The sequence below is a fragment of the Phocaeicola vulgatus ATCC 8482 genome (assembly GCF_000012825.1).
Taxonomy (GTDB): Bacteria; Bacteroidota; Bacteroidia; order Bacteroidales; family Bacteroidaceae; genus Phocaeicola; species Phocaeicola vulgatus.
This window is the reverse complement of sequence record NC_009614.1, coordinates 3,404,949-3,426,000: the sequence shown is the minus strand read 5'-3', so window position 1 is coordinate 3,426,000 and position 21,052 is coordinate 3,404,949. Positions and strand designations below refer to the sequence as shown.

The window sequence follows — 21,052 nt, the reverse complement described above, 5'->3', positions numbered from 1 at the left end:
TAAAGGAGATTCATTAAAATGAGACTTCTATTCCAAAACTGTAAGTACGCATAGGAGGTGTTTCACAAAATACTTCACCGGAAACAGGTACTTCCGGATCATACTGGTCCCACTTTGCCCACGTCAACAAGTTACTGCCTGAGAAGTACAATCTTGCTTTACTGACACCCAGTTTGGTCAGCCACTGATCCGGCAATGTAAAGCCCAAAGTCAAGTTCTTTACACGTAAATGATCCGTGCTATGTACATAACGGGATGAATTCTGCGGTCCTGCCGCCTGGCCAAGTACAAATCGGGGTACATCCGTCACATCACCCGGCTTTTGCCAACGATCCAATTCATAAATGGGCAAGTTATAGTTCTGCTCTTTTGCACCGTCGGTTTCATTATAAGTTCCGGTTTTGTCAAAAGAATATCCTCCTAAAGAATAAGTCAATGTCAATGCCAGATCAAACCATTTGTAATTCACGATATTGGTAAAACCTCCTGAAATCTTCGGATCCACAGACTTATAAGGAATTGCCTGTGCTGCAGAAGCGTCAGTAGTCACTGTTCTGTCATAATTGCCATTTGCATCCTGTGTATTCATATAGTACAAAGCTTTTCCTGTCTGAGGATCAACCCCCGCATATTCTTTCACATAGAAGGTAGAATACGGCAACCCCACTTTATGGATAAACCAGCTTCCCTCGATAGACTGGTCCAATTTACCATCCAATGATACAATCTTATTTTTATTGTGGGTCATATTCAAAACAGAAGTCCAATTAAAGTTGTTACCGGCAAAGTTTATGGTACGCAGTTCCAGTTCCCAACCTCTATTATTCAGTTGTCCCAAGTTCCCCAAATAATTTTGGAAACCGGTAGTGCTACTGATAGGACGATTGTAAAGCAAATCTTTCGTATCGCGATTATAATATTCCAAGCTGACAAAAATACGATTGATAAATGCCAGGTCGAGTCCCAAATTCAAGTTATAGTTCTTTTCCCATTTAAGGTTCGGGTTCGGTAATGCCGATTCATAAGATCCACCACCTCCCATATAATTCTGCCCGTAGGAATAAAGTCCCATATATCCGTAAAGAGCACCCGGCTGATTACCATTCACACCATACGAGGCACGTATCTTTAAATCACTCAGCACACTCTTTATAGATTGCATAAATTTTTCCGCACCTACATTCCACATACCGGATACAGACCAAAAATTTCCCCAACGGTTCTCGGGTGACAGGCGTGAACTGCCGTCACGACGGAAGCTACCGGCAATATAGTAACGGTCATCATAATCATAGTTGATACGGGATACATAAGAAATCATTCTTGAATCCTGAGTAGAAGACACAAAGCTGTTCAATGATGCTGCATTATCCGGTTCCACCAAATAATCTGAAGGAAGTTTGGATTTATCCCCCATTGCTTTGTCTGTCTGATAATTTTCAATTTCATAAGCTACCAACGCATCCACATGGTGTAATTGTGCTATAGTCGTATTATATCCCAATGAAGTGGAAGAAATCAATTTACTATATTCTATAAATCCCTTTGCCGTCTGTGCATCACTACCACTTTTAGCTCCGGCTCCACTCAACGGATTCCAATAACGGGAATCTTTCTGAATATTATAATCATAGCTAAGCGTTTCTTTCAATTTCAACCCTTTGATAATATCTATCGAAGCATAGCCTGTAGAAAACATACGTGTCATGCGGGTACGGTTATAATCTGTACGGATATCACGCAACGGATTCACATTGCTACTGGGATATGATCCTACATAATTCCCTTCAGCGTCACGTACCGGAAAAGACGGAGTGGTGTTCAAAGCCACACAAAGGAAAGGATTAATAGATGATCCACGCTCCTCATTCATTTCCTGATTCAATTGAGAGAACATCACATTGGCGCCCACTTCCCCACGGGAACCTACCTTCTGGGTTACATTCAAACGAGCTGTATATCTGTCCAGATTAGAATTTTCCACCAAACCCTCCTGACGGTTAAAACCCAATGAAGAATAGAACGTAGTCTTGTCATTGCCTCCCGATACGGACGCTTCATAACTTTGATGATGTGCCGTACGCATTAATTCCTTCCTCCAGTCAGTATATCCCAGTTCCGGAATGGAGGCATAATCATTGATATGTAAATCGGCATACTCGGTGGGCGACGCCAATCCCGCCTCCGGATTCTTGGCTATTTCATCTTGTTGAAAGTTCATCAAACCTTCATAAATTAGCTCTCTACGCTGCTCCCCATTCAACGTCGGACGGAATTCCACAGCAGCATTAGAAAAGCCTCCATCCATTTTTAATGTAGCCTTAGCACGTCCTTTTGTACCTTTTTTAGTGGTTATCAGAATCACACCGTTTGCCGCACGTGAACCATATAAAGAAGCCGCTGCCGCATCTTTTATGACTGTTATATTTTCAATATCCGAAGGGTTCAGCGTACTCATTATATTCGTTTTAGAATTATTCATGTAAGCGGCATCTGCCGAGCCACCACTCAAGCTTCCGGAAGTCACCGGTACTCCGTCAATGACAAACAAAGGTTCTTTCGATGCATTGAATGACCCCATACCGCGGATACGTATACTTTGATTAGCACCCGGCTGACCGGAATTTCCCGAAATGGATACGCCCGGAGTCATACCCTGCAACTTCTGTTCTACCGATACAACCGGAACGTTCTTCAACAAGTCCCCCCGTAATGTATTTGCCGAACCGGTAAATGAAGATTTGGAAAAATTACCATAGCCTGTCACCACAACCTCATCCAATCGTTGTGTATCCGGATGCAAAGATACATTCAGCACCCCATTGGCAGGTATCTTCGCCGTTAGTGTACTCATACCTAAAAACTCAATCACTAATGTTTTGTCTTTGTCGGGAACTTCCAGAGAGAAATTGCCATCTATATCTGTCACCACACCGATAGATGTACCGGGTATTTTGACAGTAGCTCCAATTAATGGTTCTTTATCCTCCGCTGAGAGAACGCGTCCTTTCACTGTTCTATTTTGAGCTTGCACGTACAAACCGAATAAACAAGCCAAAATAAAAAAAACATACCTAGATTTATTCATGATTTATATTTATATAATTATATAATAATTTATCATGTTCCGGTCAAAAGATATGCCAACAACAAGAAGCATCCGTCAAATCACTGTATATTAACTAAATAAGAAAACAGAACGTCTGTAAAATTGTAGAATAAATCCACATGAATGTAGAATTTGTCCACACAAAAAAAGGGTGTGATACCACACCCTCTCATTTAATAATTATTTAAAATTAATTTTTAGTATATCCCGGATTCTGCTCCATATCAGGACTAAATGTAAACTGGTCTGTTGGAATCGGTAAAACACATTTATAATAATCCCAGTCTATTTCCTCCACGATACCCGGTAAATGATATCCTCCCTTACGAACAATGGTCTTTCCATTTCTCAACATATCAAAGAAACGATGCCCCTCACCTATCAATTCTTTACTTCTTTCTTCCAACACCCTATCCAATGTATATTCAGCCGCCGTTACTTCCTTTGCAGGATTAGCACGCTGCACAATTGCATTCAGATAATTCAAACCTTTTACGGCAGATGCCCCACCTATTTTCACTCCGGCTTCCGCCGCATTCAAATAGACTTCAGACAAACGGAAAATAACATAATTATTTTCAAAAGATGGAGTCGTAGCATCTGTTCCCGGCCATTTCTTCAACCACCATACATCATTTTTATTATAAACATTCTTTTCCAGCAACAGACAGCGAATATCCTCCGGGTCACTCAATAACTCATCCACAAATTTCTGAGTGGCAAAAATCTCACGATACCCATTCCAATGCATCAGATATGCCAATGAACTTCGTCCTCCATTATCATCTGTACTATTAGCAATTTCAAATAATGATTCCGTACCAAACGTATTTTTCAAATCCCATGCCGGAACATATTCATCACGTGTATAAAGACGGTACATTCCATTTCCTTCCACTTCTTCAATCAAGTTGCTTGCCATTTGAAACGCTTTCTCGTTATCATCATGATACAGATAAATACGAGACAGCAATGCTCTTGCAGCATACGCATTCATCCGGCTGTTATTTTTAGAAGTACTCATTAAAGGTATAGCCTCCTCCAATGTACTGATTATGAACTCATAATCCTTTGCAACAGTGCTGCGTGGCGGATTTTCATCTAATGTAATTGCATGATCTACAATTGGAGCTCCCCAACCGGCCCCTTTATCCTTAGTATAAGGATAACCGAAACAACGGGTCAAGTCAAACTGGCAAAGTGCCATGATAGTCATCGCCTCACCTTTCAATTCCTTTAATCTTTGCTCTGAACCTTGCACTTTTCCATCATCAATCGCATTGATCACATTCCATGCATTACGGATAATATAAAAAGGACGTCCCCATAAATATCCGGCATTTAAGCTTGTAGAGCGATGATCATATAAGTAACACCGGTTACAAGTTCTCCCGCTATTATAAGAACTCTGCATATCATCCCCTTTCATATCCCCATAAAAAAACATGGTTCCGCCATAATAGCCATAGCTGGACATCAAATCATACAATCCATTCACAGCATTATCTATATCCTGCTCTGTACTCAGTGCCAAATCCGTAGAAACGCTATCACCAGGATGAGTAGTTAAAAAATCATCCCCGCACGATACGGCCAATAAAGAAATCAAGCCTAATATAATTATATTTTTTTTCATAAACAGTTCGGTGTTAATTGATTAGAATTTAAGTTCAAGTCCAAATGCGAATGTTTTAAGAGGAGGAGTAAAATAACTTACAATTCCATTCAACTCCGGATCATATTGATCGTATGCAGCCCACGTCAACAAGTTGGTACCCGAAAAATAAATACGGGCAGAATTAATACCTATGGTTCTCAACCAAGACTGAGGAGCAGAAACGCCAACAATCAAACTTTTCAAGCGCAAATGATCTGTGCTATGAACACCACGTGACGAGTTCCACCAGCCACCATACTCTTGTCCATACACATATCGGGGAACATCTGTTATATCTCCCGGCTGTTTCCAACGGCGGCGTAACTCTGTACTCTTATTGTATTGTGCCGTATAACCGTCATCCTGCAAAGCATACATGGCACCATCGTAAGAATATCCACCTAAATGAAACGACAAATTAAAAGATAAATCAATAAACTTATAATTAAACGTATTCATCAATCCACCGGTCAATTTAGGATATATATCTTTCAACTCCACACGGTCGGCATCATTGGGGTCATACACAATATTCCTGCTTCTATTGCCATTTTCGTCTTCTTTATTGTCATAATACATCGGGCGTCCGTCATTAGGATCCACTCCGGCATACTCTCTCAAATAAATTGTCGCATACGAACAACCTTCCTTTCTGATATAATTTCCATCTATAAATTCCGGAAGATCCGCCAGTTTTACAATCTTATTTTTATTATGTGACAAGTTTAAAGAAGTTGTCCAACTAAAATCTTTGGTTTGAATATTACTTGAACGTACCTCTATTTCAAAACCGGTATTCTTCATTTCGCCCACATTCGTAAGAATACTGCCAAAACCACTGATAGAATTCAATTGCTTACTCATCAATAAATCCTTAGTCGTTCTGGTATACCAATCGAAAGTCAAATTAACCCGTCTGAACAGACTTAAATCAACCCCTAGATTCAATGCATAGTTCTTTTCCCAAGTCAAATCAGGATTAGCAATAGCATCTTCCCACGGAGCAGGTTTTCCATTATAAAATGCTCCGGTAGTATAAGTTCCATGATAACCATAATAACCGGTCGGCAGATTACCGTTCACACCATACGATGCTCTTAATTTCATATCCGACACCACATTCTCCCACGGTTTCATGAAGTTTTCCTGAGAGAGTCTCCATGAAGCGGAAACAGCCCAAAAGTTCCCCCAACGGGTATCAGGCGCCAATCGGGAAGAGCCATCACGACGGAAACTGAAACCTGCATAATATTTATCATTATATCCATAATTCAAGCTTCCTACATACGACACCATAGCATCTTCCTGCCTCGTATTAGTAAGATCAGCAGGTTTGGCGCCATTATCCAACGACGGATTAAGTGTTTGCCCGTAAACCTGTTTCTCACCATACATATCCTCATAATCGTATTTCATAACCTCATACGCTAAAACCGCATTAATGTTATGTTTGCCAAACGTTTTATTATATGCCAGATTCGTTTGTGAAGTATAACTCATTCTCTCAATCATCATCATCTGTCCGGATCCCTGTGTAGCTTCCCCATCCTTACCGTCAGGCGAGTAAAAGAAAAAGTCTTTATTTAAAGAATAGTCTACTGTAAAGACAGTAGATAACTTCAACCCGTCCAAGATATGATAGGCAGCCTTGGCGGATGCCATTGTACGTGCCAGACGTGCATAATTTGAATCTACAGAATTCTCATACAGCGGGTTAATACCTCCATTATTCTGGAAACCCGTATGATAACTGCCATCCTCATTATAAATAGGTATGGAAGGGGTCAATTGATATTTTGAAGAATAAAGCGCACTGGCATAATACTGTCCCTCCGGCGTATGTTTATTACGAGTCCATGAAAAGGTAGCATTCATTCCATACTCAAATTTATTCCATTTACTGTTTGCATCAATACGACCGGTAAAACGTTCCATTCCTGAATTTATGCTTATACCTGTCTGATTGGTGTATCCTAACGTACCAATAAAATTCGATTTTTCATTACCTCCGCTTACAGACAAACTATAGTCCTGCTGATGTCCTTTTTTCAATAAAGCATCTTCCCAATCAGCATATCCGTTGGCCGGGCGTGCAGCATAATTGTCAATTTGTCCATCCGCATAAGCCTTTGCCTCGGCTTCCGAATCCCCCTGATTCAAACGATAATTAACAAATCCTTCATAAATCAACTCCCTACGCTCTTCACCCCCCATTATCGGACGATAATTGTAAGCAATATCCGTAATACCGTAAGTAGCCTGCATACTCACCCTCATTTTACCTTCCTTCCCTTTTTTAGTAGTAATAAGGATTACACCGTTAGATCCTTTTGCTCCATATAATGAAGCAGAAGCGGCATCTTTCAATACGGTTATACTTTCAATATCCGCAGGATTTAATGTCTCAATCAAACCAAGTCCTCCCGCACTGGCATTGGCACTTAGACCACTCATATCCCTAGACGCTACCGGCACGCCGTCCAATACATAAAGAGGTTCTGTAGAAGCATTCATAGAAGCAATTCCACGCACCCGCACTGTAGCTTTAGAACCCGGCTGGGAAGAACTGGCTACTGAACTTAACCCCGGAATATTAGCCTCCATCATCTGTGCTACAGACACAACAGGCAATGACTCCAATTTATCCGTATTCAAAACAGAAGCAGACCCCGTATAAGTAGCCTTCTTAAAATCACCATAACCGGTCACTACCACTTCATCCATCAACTGCGAATCCTCTTTCAGCATCACTCTTATTTGCCCGTTAGCAGGCACTTTCACCTCCGCCGATTTCATACCGATGTAACTGATTACGATAATATCACCCTGTTTAGCATCAAGAGCGAAATTACCTTCAATATCGGTAATCATACCGGTATTGGTTCCTTTGATGATTACGGACGCCCCGATTAAAGGCATTCCGTTAGCATCCTGCACATTACCTGAAACATGTTTTTTCTGCTGTACGCTTTCCACACGATCTGAAACCGGAGAAGATAGTGCATGGTTTTCCACTGCGAGCACGGAGCTCAATCCTGTAATAGACATTGCCGAATAGGCAACTACAAACAAACATCTGCATTTGTCTGTAATTCGAGAGTGTGTGTCTTTATTCCTCATAAAATTGAGTATATTTATAAATACCATATATGAGTTCAGCTTATTCATACCATATTCCAATCGTCATTCTGTCACTGAATAAGCCTAATCTTTCTCCGTATTATATTAAGGCTGTGACAAATATATAAATTAAATTCTATAAAAGAAACAAAATGAATATTTTTTTCTCCTCATATCGATAAATAAAAATACAATATTCATCCAAATAAAAAATGTGCCAAAAGTATTTACTACCTTTGGCACATACCCACCTGGCTGTTTGATATATCAATAAACCGCCGAAGCGATCACTTGTATAAACAAAATAAGGAACACCATTGCAATCGGATACACCGTAGCATATGCAACACTCGGAATATTACTATCTACCATGGAATCGGCTGCCGCAAGACCGGGCGTACTGGTCATACCACCGGTGATGGTGCCCAGCAAATCCAACAAACTGATTTTAAAGACCAACCTGCCAACCACAACGGCAACCAGCATAGGCACGACAGTAATGGCCGCCCCCACTCCGAACAATAACAATCCGCTCTCCTGAAAAGTAGCCACCAGATTCTTACCGGCAGAAGTACCGACCTCAGCCAAAAACAGCAATAAGCCCAACTGACGTAACAACTGATTGGCAGGACCGGACATAGACCACAATATAGGTCCTGTCTTTCCCACGGCACTCAGCAGCAATGCCACCATCAGCACTCCTCCGGTCAATCCGGGTGAAAAGGAAACGCTGTCTGAAAATGAAATATTTATTTTGCCGAACAATACACCTAATACAATCCCCATAGCTATCGGGAAGAAATCAGTATCAGACAACTGTTTGGCATTATTCCCCAACAAACGGGCAACGCCTCTGAGTCCTTCCCGTTCACCGACCACCATCAGCTTATCACCGAATTTCAAGGCCAAATCCGGAGAAGGTGACAAGTCTATGCCGCTTCGACGGATACGGGTTACCGTACAACCAAAGTTACGTTGTAAATTCAGATCCCCCAATTGCTTGTTTATCATATCTTTCTTTGTCAGCAATAAAGATTCAATCTCCTGTGTCTGATCCAGAGGCAATTCACCTTCCTCCCGTTCTCCAACCAATACGGCAAACTGATTCAGCGCTTCCTCACTTCCCACCGCCTGCACATAGTCCCCTTCCAGCAACATGGTATTCGCTTTAGGCATCAATATAGAATCCTCATGCTTTACCCGTGAAATGACGGCCCCCGTCATGGCACGCGCATTTATTTGCGCCAAAGTACGTCCGAATACCGCTTGATTGGTTACTCTGAAAATGCAAGTTGTCAGTTCCGGAAAACCGCTGCGCCGTTCCAGTTCCAACCTGCGCGCTTCTTTATCCAGATCCACCCGCATAATCTTGGGTAACAGCTTCACAAACAAAATCACCCCTATCACTCCAAACGGGTAAGCAATACCGTATGCAATGGAAGCCAACGGTGAATTTGTACTGTCTATAGCTACCGCCAGACCGGGCGTACTGGTCAATGCCCCTGCTATCAATCCCACCACACTAGGCGTATCAATGTCAAAAGCATACTTCAGTCCTACCGCCGTCAGACAGGCAGAGCAAATAATAAGCATAGTGATAAGAATCAGTGTCTTTCCTTTACTTCTGAAAGAATCGAAAAATCCGGGACCGGCCTGAATACCGATGGTAAAGATAAAAAGCACCAGACCGAAGTTCCCCAATTCTTTAGGAATGATCACACCGAAATGTCCGAAAAGCAAGGCAATGAAGATAACGGCCGACACATCCAGCGACAAACCCTTTATCTTAATCCTCCCTAGCATAAAACCCAACGCTACAATAAGGAAGAGCGAGAAATAAGAAGAATGCAGTAAATCAATTAACATATTTTTAAGAGGTTAGTTTCAGAGCACAAAGATATGTAAAAATGCCAAATGCTGAAACTTTCCCCTTACTATTTGCAGAAACCATTCCTCCTATTGCACATCCAGCGCATCCAGTGCCAGCCCCTCCATATCCGGAGCGGAAAGCACCACCTTATAATAGCCGGCATTGATATACGTACCCGTCGTTGTACTCAGCATACGCCACTTTCCGGGAGTTTCGGCAAAAGTCAGATGATCCTCCTTCAGTACCACCCCTTTGGAGTCGATGAACTGCATACGCACCTTCATAGGCTTCCCCGTAGCGTTCATGTATTTAAAACGAAGGGCATAGACCTGTGCCAGACCGGTAGAGATATTCCAGGTAATACTGCTTTTCTCACCTTTACCAAAGAAGACACCGGTTTGTTTCTTGACCTCTTTCTTTATAAACTTGCCTTTCAACATAGCGTCCTCGGCTTGATAAGTCACATTGGCACGGGCATTTTTATCTTCAGGCAATAATTCTTTGGGAGTCTTTTCCATCACATCCTGATCTTGGGCAGCCCAGCTGAAACTTACATTCCGGTCATCAGCCCCTTGATTAGCAACAGGCTCCACAGAAGCGGCCGAAGCTATCGCAATGCCACAAATCAGAGCTTGCCCCGCTTTCACCTCCGGAAAATCAATCTTCAAGACCCCACCTTTCACAACAGCATTCACCACCTTTTTGCAAGCACCGTCATGCCCCGCTTCAGCCCATACATCCAAGTCATTCAGAAGCACTTTATCATTTACCGCTACATCAAAAATACGCAAGCCTTCACAATCCGTCTGTACGCCGCCTCCCGTACCATGCCAGGGCTCTGTAAAATAAAGTTCCACACGATACTCGCCATCCGGAACGGGAAAGCGGAAATTCAGTTTATGGCGTCCGAAACGGAAAGTCTGGAACAGCTCCCAATCCCTAGTGCCATGAATGGGATCATTCGTGGTACGCTGGCTCGCCTGATAAGGGCTCAATAACTGCACACTGTCCGACGGATGGATAAACGATTCCGCCCACGAATGAGAATAACGGCTGTTATCCTGCGCCCAGACCTGACCATACGTATCCGTATAAGTATCTCCCCCGCAATTCAAACGATAAAGATACGTATATCCCTCAGCTCCTTTCAACAAATCAGTTCCGTTCAACCGGTCGGCAGCAACAGGCACTATAACAGAACCACGGTAAAGAGCCTCAAAATGAGGCGCTTTTTCCAAACCGTCCAGCACCAATACATCTTCCGCTGCCGGTTTTCCTTTAAAGTATCCCACGGCACGAATCACATTGTAACGGATGTCGCGGTTCTCCCACATAAAATGAGTACCTACCCCATGATTCAGTTTCCGTCCCAAGTATTCAGCATCCACCGCATCATTGTACAGCAACACACTGTCACAATTACTGTACGCCTCAATGGTAGCCCGTCTGCGGCCTGTTGCAAAACGGTCTTCCCACGTGTGGGATGCCAGATAGACCATCGGATCTTCGGAAGCCGGCACATAGTTGGCACGATACATATAATATACATCCAGCGGTTCTTCCCACGGAGTAACCAGTCCTTTATAATTAAACGGTCCCACCTTATCTATCCGGCGATACGCTTCATCCGGCTGGCGGCGTCCCGGATTATCATGACTGCTGAATATCCATTGGAATTGTCCGCACACACTGTCCTTTGCCTGTTCCGCCAATCGGATCTTGGTTTCCATCAGCCGGCACATACGTTCCTCGCTCCATACGCCGTTCGCATCAAAAGCTGCCGGTTCCGTATGCAGTCCGATGCTGCGCCATGCCCCATATTCACCGTTCAACAACTGATTCTTCTGTGACAATTCACGGCCATACTTATTCACATCACCACCATAGGTTCCACTCCAGTTCTGAATAACATTCCAATCTGTTCCATCACCACCGTTACACGTAGTAATCACACGCATGGTACGCGCCGTAGGATCCATTTCACGGATAATCTCACTACACTCCTCGGCAAACTCCTTAGGCAGCGTGCTTTCGTTCTGCAATCCCCACATCACCACACTAGGCGAGTTGCGGCGTTCCTTCACCCATTGGCGAAGTAAGTTTTTGAAATTCTCACGAAATTCCGGAGTATCATACCACACGTGGGCCGAGAACTGAGTCCACCACAACATACCTTCCTTATCCCAATATTTCTGATAATCCAGGTGATGGGACTGGTGAGCGTCACGGAAAGCGTTGAAGCCCGCCGCACGGATCTGTTTCACACGGGCTGCCACCTGTTCACGGCTGAAAGCATGGCTTTGTCCGAACTGGTGTTCATATTCACATACCCCATTGATAAAGACAGGCTGTCCGTTCAGATAGAACCGTCCGTCACCATCCTTCCGTTTCACCGGCCAACTGACGGTACGGATACCAAAGGGCGTACTAATCTCATCCGTCGTACTCTTGCCACGCTTTATCATACTGGCCAGTTTATACAAATAAGGATTCTCCGTACTCCATAAGACAGGATTCTGCACCGGCGATTGTTGCTTCACCACTTTCCTTTCACCCGGCTGCAAAGTCACCTTCTCCGTCAGGCGGAACACCTGCTTGCCATCCGCATTACTGAATTTATTAACCACTTCCACCGTTTCGGCAGTCTTCCCGTAATTTTTCACCTCCGTTTCTACAAAGACAGTTCCCGCCTTATCATCATTCCAGATATGCACTCCGAAAGGTTCGATGCGTATTTCATCCGTAGCCTCCAGCACCACGGGACGGAAAATGCCCAAAGGCTGGGAACCTTCACTGAATCCCCATTCCGAAGAACAACCACCGCATACCCAAGGCATATCGGCTATCATTTCAGGATGCTCCGCTTTCACCACCAGTCTGTTCTCTCCCGGCTTCAACGCCTCCGTCACATCCAGCGTCAACGTAGTACGTCCTACGGGATGACGGCCGAAATCCTTTCCATTCAATGTAACAGTGGCATACGTTCCCACTCCCTCAAAACGAAGGAAATAACGTTTTCCGAATGAAGAATCGGAAATTGGAAATTGAGAATTATCCAGCATGAATATCTTTTCGTACATGGCAGTACCGTGAAGATTGCCATGAGTCAGTTGGCGGTAACCGTAATAATCGTCCCAGTTATGAGGAATATCTACCACTGTAGGGGCATTGTCCGTATGCCCGTATGCACTTTTATCACAAAGCCATGTTTTCCATCCTTTATCCAGTTCCATCACCATCCGGCGGTTCTTCACCTCCCGTTCCGGGAAATGCACTTGCGAACGTCCCATCGGCTTGCTGGTAGCAATGGCTATACCACGTTGTTCCGCGTCATTCACGGCACAATAAAAATGATACACCACCCCATTGTGTTTCACCACATAACTTTTATGAGCGAACAATTCATCATAGTCTTTGGAAGGGATAATCAAATCCGCTCCTTTCCAATCGGTCCAGTGCACCAAGTCATAACTGGCAGCAAATGTATTGAATGCCTTGTATTTGCGGCTCGGTTCAAAAGCCGAGAAGTAGAACATGACATACACATCGCCCATTTTCTGGATATGCGCATCCCCCGTGATGGTTCCGTCCGCTTCGTGTGCAAAGACCGGATTGCCCGGATATCGTTTCCACTTCTTCATATCCTTTGACAAGGCGATACCCACCCGTTCCGCTTTCAAATCCGTTTCCGGATGCCGTCCTGCCGCGTTATAGAACATGACGAAAGGAGCGCCCAGTGTTTTCTCCTTATCCCAATAGACCACACTTTTGTACTGGGTCAGTTTTTCCCACCATTGCGCGTCTTTATCATGGATACTCATCACAGGCTTGTCCTGTGCCTGCCACTCATGGGCGGAACCCAAAGGCCGGTCTGTCCAGGCCAAACCGATATACAGCGGCTTGTTCACCGATTCATATCCGGTCCCTTCCCCACCCAGATAAGTCATCCAATGCTTGCCTTTATACGTCTGCAGGGCATAGCTTCCTCCCCACTCCATATCCGGCAATGCAGGGAAACCACCACGCTGGTTGCAATCCCAGAATCCGTCACGATAAGACAAGACACGTCCCAATGTACGCCATTCCAACAGATTATCACTTTCGGCTATCCATGTCTCGTATCCACGCCCGTCCAGTCCGCTCTTACCATTATAAACCACGTAGGTCATATACCACTTATCCCCTTCGCGGAACACGGTAGGGCAGTCTATTTTATGCTTGTTGTCGGCAGGAGCTACAGCCAGCCCATATTTATAAGGAGTCTTGGCTTCCTCATAAATCTGCTCCATGCGCGATTGCGGAACTTCACGTTGGGCGTATGTTCCCAACGTGAACAAAGAAAATGCTAATATTAAGATCTTTTTCATAATCACCTTTTATATACAAGCAAGACGGATAAGAAAGTAAAATGTACTAGGATTGAGCATACAAAATTAAGCCGTAATATTTGATATTCCGAAGCAAAACAGCTATTTTTGTCAAAAAGAAATTGGTTATGAAATATTAGAGCAAGAAACCAACAAAAAATTAAAGTTATTATGAATGTAATGTCACAAAAAGAATATATTTCTCTATTATCCCGACATTTATTTTGGGATATGGACGTAAATAAAGTTAATTTAGATACCTGCCCGGCACAAATTATCCAACGTGTACTGGAATATGGCAATTTAAAAGACTGGCAACTTATATTATCATATTATGGATTGGATAGAATCGTTTCTATTTGCCAATCATTACGCACATTGGACAAAAAAGCATTGTCTTATATTTGCTGTATTTCAAACACCTCTAAAGAACAATACAGATGTTATCATATCAAACAGTCAACTCCCACACTTTGGAATTGCTAAAAAAGCTGACCAATGAAGAATTTCTTTCAAAAGCCAGATTAGTAGGTGGAACAGCTTTAGCACTTCAATACGGCCATCGTATTTCAATTGATTTAGATTTTTTCGGGAATATAGAGGAAGATAATGAAACTATAAAAGAAGTACTGATCAACATAGGGAAATTATCTGTTATCAAAGAGTCTAAAAACATCAAGATATACATACTTGATGATATTAAAATAGATTTTGTCAATTACAGATATAATTGGCTGGATCCTGCTATTGAAGAAAATGGTATAAGACTAGCCTCCCCCAGAGATATTGCAGCAATGAAAATAAATGCAATAGAGGGACGGGGAACCAAAAAAGACTTTATAGATATTTATTTCCTACTGCAACACTATTCACTGGAAAACATTCTAAAATTCTATGCTGATAAATATCCCGATAATTCCCAATTCCGCGCTTTGATGAGTTTAACTTATTTTGAAGATGCTGAAGAACAATTCATGCCCGAAATGCTTGTTGCAATAGATTGGGATAGGATAAAAAGCTTTATCATAGACAAAGTGGCTACCCTATCCCTATAATCTTTTTAATAGAACATCCAGTCCATCGTTTCCTCCGCACCGGCCAGTCCCGCATTACGCGGAGTTACCTGCGCGTCCGTAAATCCCAGCACCATCGTATATCCTTTCGGCAGCAACAAGGTATGCTTTCCGGCCTCAAAATGATAAGCATGTACATTCGCCAGCGGCATACCCGCTATGCGTATGGCATTGGTCAGTTTCGGTTCCGCCTGACCGTAATCATTGGCAGAAGCGTCCGTTTCCAGTTTCGGGGCTTTCGCATACTTCTTCTGGTCATCACGGAAATAACCTACCAACAAACTCACCGGAGCAGCCGCTTCAAACTCTATTGTCGTACCTTCCTTGCGCTGCACATCCCCGTTCATTCTATAAGCAGTCAGCCCTTCCAGCTCGGCGGCCAGCGCATCCACCTTGCCCGGTACATTGGAGAACAGGCTTGCCCCCGTCGCCAGTTTCACCGGAGCCAGTCCGTTCAGGATCTTCACATTTGCGGCGGACAAAGGTTTTATCTCAGCTGCACTTTCCGTCACCTTACCTGCCGCCCTATCTTTCAGCAACTGCAAGTTCGCCTTGAAATTAGCCAGCTCATTTTCATAATGCACCAGCATCTCTTTCCAGGTCTTGTTCTTGCCACCGTCACCACCGATAGGAATACGGCGTTGCGCGGTCTGCATACTGTTGGCATAATAATAAGTACTATCCGTCAATGCCACCAGCTTGCGGTAATGATCCAGACTTTGTTCCATCAATGGAATAGCGGCATCCAGTTCATTCAGTTCCTTTCCCCACTGGTAGTTCAAGACACGCTGAGCAGCTTTCACTTTCAGGTTAAAGGCATAAGCAAATTCACGATAGCAATGCATGTCATTCCGCAAACGTCCGAACTCCTCTTTATTACGAGTCACCGCTGCGGCAGCCTTGTCAATGGCCGCCACCGCCTTGTCACCGTGTTCCACCACCTGCGCCACAATATCCAGCGGCAATTCGCCCACATGCGGCTGTTTTTTCCATTCCTTCTCCACATATTCTATCAGCTTCTCGCCCTCCGGCCCGCAACTCTCATAAAATCCCGGATAAATGGTATATTTATAAGGATTCACCAACTGACTCATAAACATACCCAGCAACAAAGTCTGCCGGTTCCCTTCCGTGATGCCGAAACGACGGAGCAACTTCGGAGCAATCTCTCCACTCTGCTCGTATGCCTCCAGAATATCTCCGGCTTCGGCAGGAGTCGTACCATAAAAATCGCCCAACTGCTTGTCCCAATATTCCACTTCGGATGAACGGTCCCGATGACAGTTCCATGCATAGCGTCCCCACGTCTTGTACCATATCCAGTCACGGTCCAGCTGATACTCCCGTTTGCCATCCGCCAGTTTGTCCGCCGTGTACGGCCAGTCCCAATAAGAAGCCTGCGGATACAGATGCAGGGCATTGGCTCCATGTACATTGTGCATGGCATTCACCGCCTTCTGTACAAAGTCGGGAGATCCCCAACGCCACGGTTCCAAGTTTGCCAGAATATGCACATTACTGATATGAATACTTCCCAAGGCACTCAAGTCCGAGTGTATCTTGGACCAAGGTCCGCGCGGTTCGTAAGTAGTCAGTGACTCACCATTGTATTTATGCATGGTATAGAGGTTCTTGTATAACGGCAGTGCCGCATCCATCACCATCTTGCAGTCCGTATCGTGCGCACGCAGCAAAATGGGCGGTTCGTCCGTACGTCCCAATGCGTTCAGTCCGTCCTTCACTCCCGGAATAATGGTTTTGGTGAACCATTCCACATCATCCTCGTAGGTATCCATCGCTTCCCCCAAGCATACCAGCAGACCTACATTGGGATATTTTTCTATAAACGCGGCCACCGACTTACGTGTATAATCACTGATCAGCGGAGTAATGGGACGGTTACGATCCTGTGTTTTCAATCCGTAATGCTCGGCAAAAGGCTTGCTTAACAATATATTATAAAACATCTGGATCACAAAGATACCGCGTTTGTCCGCTTCAGCAGTCAGGAACGAGAACATTTCCTCATTTTTCTTGAAAGTTTCCTCATCCACCTCTACGGCAAAAGGATACTCTTCCAGCTTCACCAAGGAAGCAAACGGATGCCCGTTCCACAGATACAAGGAATTCATGCGGTTCTCCACCAGCATATCCAGATACTTTATCCATTGCTCCTTGTCATAAAACCAAGGGAAGCTCTCCGGCGTATAAGGATACTCATACACCCCTCTTCCAGGCAGGTATTCCATTTTCTGAATCCCTACACAACCTCCGCGAAGCACCATTTCCGGAGCATCCGTCAGCTGTGCCGGAAACTTCAAATCCTTGTATTGCCCTACATGATCTATCAATTCCCGACAGCCGTAAATCACACCGCTTCCGTCGTTTCCTGTCACCGTAGTCATGTTTCCACGGGTAGAAATGGTAAACCCCTCCTTTTTCAGTCCGGCTGTATCAGTAGCCTGTTCCAGACGGATGCATACCTCATCTTTATCCACACCGGCAGTATCCGACAACATAACAGACGAATACCCCGCATCTTCCAGCGCTTTCTTCAAATGTTCTCCTGCAAACAGCACCCGGTTCGACGCCTCCTGCGGCATCACAATATTCACATTGGGTTTCTCGCACCCCCATAACACGCACATACATGCGACAAGTGTTCCTAGCCTGATATTTTTCATTCTTTTCATATAAATTATTTACAGTTAGACGAAAAAAACAACAAGACGTACTCACAAGACCTCCGCCAATCGTCAAAAAGCGAAGAAAAAGCACAAGCTATCACAAAAAGAAAAAAAGCTGATGAACAAACGGGGGCAAACCCAACTTTTAAAAGGAAATGTATTGTGGAACAGAATTACCTAACATTCAAAACGAAAAAAACAATGAAAAAGAAATCTAACCTGACCCTATTTATGAAACAACTTATCCGGTCGCTAAAAGAAGAAGAGCGTTTCAGTACCGCCCACATCTACCAAAGCACCCTGAACGCCTTCATGCTCTTCTGCAAGACCGATGCCATCCGGTTCAACCAGATGGAACGTTCACGCCTGAAACAATTTGAGAACCACCTGCGCAACAAGGGATGTACCTGGAACACTGTCTCCACTTATATGCGTACCTTGCGAAGCATCTACAACAAAGCCGTGGACGATGGTCTGGCGGAAGAAAAGCCCCGTCTTTTCCGTCACGTATATACCGGCGTAAAAGCCAATACCAAACGTGCCCTCGATGCCAAAGACATGAGCAAATTATTAAGTGCCTCCCTTCCACGCCCCCTGCCGCAAAGCATGAAAGAGAGCCGGGCATGGATTACCCTGATGTTCCTGTTACGCGGAATGCCCTTTGTGGATCTGGCACACCTGCGCAAAACAGACCTGCAAGATTCCGTTATCTCCTACCGCCGCCACAAAACAGGAGCCCTGCTCACCGTCGAGATTCCTCCCGCTGCCATGAACCTTATCAAACGGTATCAAAATACAGACTCCGCCTCCCCCTACCTGCTTCCCATTCTCAGTGGAAACCGGAAAAGCGAAGAAGAGTATGCAGAATACCAACATGCCTTGCGGAAACTGAACTATGACCTGAAACAACTGGCGGTATACTGCGGAATCAAACTCAACGTCAGTTCCTACACCAGCCGCCACACTTGGGCCACTTTGGCTAAATACTGTCACTTTTCGGAACAATTGATTTGTGATGCCCTGGGGCACTCCTCCACAAAGGTGACCGAAACCTACTTGAAAAGCTTTAAAAACGATGAATTAGACAGAGCAAATAAAGTAATAATTAATCACATTAATATTTCTATATAATCAATTTTAAAACTTCACATTACATTATAAAACAACAAATTACAAGACTGTTACTTTAGAAGTAACGGAACAGATTTTGGAAGCAAAAGTATACAAACTTTAAATACAATGCAAGATTTCTACACTTTTTTTTCGTTTTTATTTTAAAATTTTTTTTATTCCGCATATACCTCTCCCTACCCATACTCCGATTGTCAATATGAGTGAAGCCACATTTCCGGTCTTTTATCTTCTCTAACAGCCACTAAATCTTTATCTTACTGCTGTTTTCATGTTTTTTCGCCTCCCTCCTCCCCTTCCGTTACTTCTAAAGTAACAGAAAAAAAACAAAATAAAAATATTGACAATGCGACATTCTTACTTATTTATAATAGCAATCATGCTGGCAGTTATGACTCCGCGTATAGCCCCGGCTCAAAGTATCGCTGTAAAAAGCAATGTTCTTTATGACCTTACCGGCACTCTCAACCTGGGAGGAGAAATAAGGTGTGATGACACCCATTCATTCAATCTGAGTGTCAACTATAATCCCTGGAATCTGGGAGAAAACAAAAAAATGAAGCACATTCTGATCCAGCCCGAATACCGTTGGTGGCTCAATGAAACATTCATAGGAAGTTTTTTCGGGGTGCAAGCCCATTTCGCCCAATACAATTTCGGTGGAACCACTCCTTTCACCACGGTCAAGAACAACCGTTATCAGGGTAATCTGATAGGTTGCGGCGTTACCTATGGACACCAATGGCTGCTCAGCACATTCTGGAGCCTTGAAGCAAGCATATCTGTCGGATACGCCCATCTCACCTATGATAAATACGGTCCCGCCAAAGGAGACGCACTCATTGAGAAATCCCACTCCAACTATGTCGGACCTACCCAGCTAGGCATATCATTCATTTATTTCATTCAATAAATATAAAAGCAAATATACCCTATCAGTCATGAAACTCAAGACAAACATACTATTCAGTCTTTTATTATGCGGCACCTTTGCCACTGCACAAAACCTGAAACTCGATATCCTGCCTCCCTCCGTTACTCTCGGACAGGACTCTGCCACAGTGTTCATGAAAATGACTCTCAATGTTCCCCAAATGGACACCAAAAGCCATATCCGCCTCACTCCTGTCCTCACAGACGGAACCCGCACGGCAGAACTCCCTCAAATCCTGCTGAACGGAGAACGTGCACACCGGCTATACCGCCGCACCCTGGCGCTCAACAAACGAAAAGGCAAGGCAGATGTAACTCCCGTATTTACCGCTATCCTCCTGACAGACAGCGATCAGACTATCCACTACCGTGCTTCCCTTCCGGCAGCCGACTGGATACAGTTCGCCACCCTGAACCTCAAGAAGGAAGTCATCAACGGCAGCGGAGAGAAAGTACAAAGCGAAAATATCCCCATTCCGGACACAGCACCCCATATAGCAACAGCAACAGATCATTTCGTTCCCCAACGGGACAGGAACCGGGAGACTCCTATGGCAGCCTCCTCCCCCTCTGCTCCCGTTGTTCCGGAACACCATTCTGTTTCCCCTGTTCCGCCCGCACCCTCTGCCAAACCGTATTTCAAGGGAAGCTATGTATCTCCCGAAAGCGATGCCACCGATGAACGCAACCAGAAAGAGCTGAACTTCAGTCTGGACGAAGCGCGTGTCATAGCCGAAATCAATCCGCAGATGCTTTCGTTACGCGAGCTTTACACCGTGGCCATCAGCTACAAGAACACTCCGGAACAGTTCTACAAAATCATAGACATCAGTGTCAAGATATATCCGGCAAGCCCCGTTGCCAACCTCAACGCCGCTGCCGCCGCCATCGAACGGGGCAACACACAGGCAGCCGGCCGCTATCTGCAAATGGCTTCCCATGAAACGCTTGCCTACAAGAACTGCCGTGGAGCCTACGAACTGTTGTGCAACAACACCTACGAAGGCATCCGCCTGCTGAAAGCCGCCAAAGCCGAAGGCTCGGAAGAAGCCACCTATAACCTGAAAATATTCTTTGAATCCAACCAAACCAATATACAATAAAA

Annotated in this window: 11 protein-coding genes; 5 read left to right on the top strand and 6 right to left on the bottom strand. The window is 44.3% G+C overall.

Annotation, left to right across the window (positions count from 1 at the left end; genetic code table 11):
* Window positions 1-13 precede the first annotated feature (13 nt).
* The 5 genes from BVU_RS13540 to BVU_RS13520 form a co-directional block, all read right to left on the bottom strand.
* Entirely contained in the window at window positions 14-3,088 is a 3,075-nt protein-coding gene (locus BVU_RS13540) for a SusC/RagA family TonB-linked outer membrane protein (protein ID WP_005848095.1), read from the bottom strand.
* A 211-nt stretch (window positions 3,089-3,299) separates the two neighbouring features.
* On the bottom strand, window positions 3,300-4,745 hold the full coding sequence (locus BVU_RS13535) for a RagB/SusD family nutrient uptake outer membrane protein (protein ID WP_005848097.1): 1,446 nt from the start codon (window positions 4,743-4,745) through the stop codon (window positions 3,300-3,302).
* A gap of 21 nt (window positions 4,746-4,766) precedes the next feature.
* A complete protein-coding gene (locus tag BVU_RS13530) occupies window positions 4,767-7,886 on the bottom strand; it encodes a SusC/RagA family TonB-linked outer membrane protein (RefSeq protein WP_005848098.1) in 3,120 nt (1,039 codons plus the stop codon).
* A 267-nt stretch (window positions 7,887-8,153) separates the two neighbouring features.
* A complete protein-coding gene (locus BVU_RS13525; RefSeq protein WP_005843762.1) occupies window positions 8,154-9,752 on the bottom strand; it encodes an aspartate:alanine exchanger family transporter in 1,599 nt (532 codons plus the stop codon).
* A gap of 90 nt (window positions 9,753-9,842) precedes the next feature.
* A complete protein-coding gene (locus BVU_RS13520) occupies window positions 9,843-14,123 on the bottom strand; it encodes a beta-d-glucuronidase/beta-L-arabinofuranosidase (RefSeq protein ID WP_011965699.1) in 4,281 nt (1,426 codons plus the stop codon).
* Between the two features lie 171 nt (window positions 14,124-14,294).
* Between BVU_RS13520 and BVU_RS22810 the strand changes: the two genes are divergently transcribed.
* Complete coding sequence (locus BVU_RS22810) at window positions 14,295-14,609, top strand: DUF6922 domain-containing protein (protein ID WP_005843758.1); 315 nt, start codon at window positions 14,295-14,297, stop codon at window positions 14,607-14,609.
* Window positions 14,564-15,178 carry a nucleotidyl transferase AbiEii/AbiGii toxin family protein gene (locus tag BVU_RS13515; RefSeq protein WP_005848100.1) on the top strand — a complete coding sequence of 205 codons (615 nt, stop codon included), beginning with the start codon at window positions 14,564-14,566 and terminating at the stop codon, window positions 15,176-15,178. The genes BVU_RS22810 and BVU_RS13515 overlap by 46 nt, the downstream gene beginning before the upstream one ends.
* 5 nt (window positions 15,179-15,183) lie before the next feature.
* Here the strand turns inward: BVU_RS13515 and BVU_RS13510 are convergent, their stop codons facing one another.
* The gene (locus BVU_RS13510) at window positions 15,184-17,880 is read right to left on the bottom strand and encodes an alpha-d-galacturonidase (protein WP_041174547.1); all 2,697 of its coding nucleotides are present in this window, start codon (window positions 17,878-17,880) and stop codon (window positions 15,184-15,186) included.
* Window positions 17,881-18,084: 204 nt separating this feature from the next.
* Here BVU_RS13510 and BVU_RS13505 point away from each other — a divergent pair, with 204 nt between their 5' ends.
* The 3 genes from BVU_RS13505 to BVU_RS13495 all read left to right on the top strand — a co-directional run bounded on the left by BVU_RS13505 (window position 18,085) and on the right by BVU_RS13495 (window position 21,050).
* Window positions 18,085-19,014 carry a tyrosine-type recombinase/integrase gene (locus tag BVU_RS13505; protein WP_005848102.1) on the top strand — a complete coding sequence of 310 codons (930 nt, stop codon included), beginning with the start codon at window positions 18,085-18,087 and terminating at the stop codon, window positions 19,012-19,014.
* Between the two features lie 346 nt (window positions 19,015-19,360).
* A complete protein-coding gene (locus BVU_RS13500; protein ID WP_008782141.1) occupies window positions 19,361-19,927 on the top strand; it encodes a DUF3575 domain-containing protein in 567 nt (188 codons plus the stop codon).
* Window positions 19,928-19,955: 28 nt separating this feature from the next.
* On the top strand, window positions 19,956-21,050 hold the full coding sequence (locus tag BVU_RS13495; RefSeq protein WP_011965695.1) for a DUF3868 domain-containing protein: 1,095 nt from the start codon (window positions 19,956-19,958) through the stop codon (window positions 21,048-21,050).
* Window positions 21,051-21,052 lie beyond the last annotated feature (2 nt).